This is a genomic window from Isoptericola sp. NPDC056134 (assembly GCF_042264825.1).
GTDB classification, from domain to species: domain Bacteria; phylum Actinomycetota; class Actinomycetes; order Actinomycetales; family Cellulomonadaceae; genus Isoptericola; species Isoptericola nanjingensis.
In genome coordinates this window covers 1-1,050 of the sequence record NZ_JBHJVM010000104.1, presented here as the reverse complement: position 1 = coordinate 1,050, position 1,050 = coordinate 1, and the positions used below count along the sequence as shown (strand labels likewise).

Below are 1,050 nucleotides of genomic sequence, written 5' to 3'. Positions count from 1 at the left end.
GATGTAGACGGCGCCCACGGACGCCTGGACGAGGAACGCGCCGGCCCGGGTGCGGTTCCGCAGGATGCGCAGCGGCAGCAGCGGGTACTTCGTCTTCGACTCGACGACGAGGAACAGCGCGATCAGCACCAGGCCGACAGAGAGGAAGAGGATCGTGTCGGCCGATCCCCAGCCGTGTTCGGAGAGCGTGAGGCCGTAGACGAAGCTGCCGAATCCGAGAGTGATCAGGACCGCCCCCAGCAGGTCATGCCCGTGGTCGCCGTTCAGCCGGGACTCTCGAACGAACAGTGCAGCACCCACGATGCCGAGGACCGCGAAGATGATGTTCACGAGCAGGCACCAGCGCCATCCGGCGTACTCGGTGAGCACGCCGCCCATCGCGAGACCGATGGTCGCGCCTGTCCCTGCGACGATCCCGAAGATGGCGAACGCCTTGGCCCGCTCCTTGCCCGAGGTGAACGCGACCGTCAGCATGGACAGCGCAGCAGGCGCGAGGAGTGCGGCGAAGGCGCCCTGTGCCCCTCGGGCGATGATCAGTTGAGCGGCGCTGTCAGCAAAGCCGGCGACCACGGACGCCGCCCCGAAGCCAAACATCCCGATCATGTAGCTGCGCTTGCGCCCCCAGAAGTCGGAGATGCGCCCTCCGAGCAGGAGCAGAGAGCCGAACGCGAGGACGTAGGCCGTGACGACCCACTGGCGTTCGGCGTCGGACATCCCGAGCTCGAACTGTGCCTTCGGCAGCGCGACGTTGACGATCGTCGCGTCGAGGACGATGACGAGCTGCGTCATGCAGATGACGGCTAGGGCCCACCAGCGACGAGGGTCGAGTTGGACAGCAGGCATGAAAAAACCTCCGGATTCATAGACAACTGAAGCCGGAGGTTTCAAGCCTCGGACAAGCACACCTGTGGGCGCGCAAGCCATCCTCGATCGTTCGAGCGGAGAAGGAACTCTACCACAGAGGTGGCTGTCGACCTCGGCCTGAGCCCCTGCGGCGTGCTGCCGTCCGCCGCCGAGCCCGAGGCTGTTATCGAGGACGAGCTCGAGAAC

At 65.8% G+C, this 1,050-nt stretch carries 1 protein-coding gene; it reads right to left on the bottom strand.

Annotated elements, in window-relative coordinates:
* A partial coding sequence (locus tag ACFCZN_RS21580) for an MFS transporter (RefSeq protein WP_430558132.1) occupies positions 1-789 on the bottom strand: 789 nt, incomplete at its 3' end.
* Positions 790-1,050 lie beyond the last annotated feature (261 nt).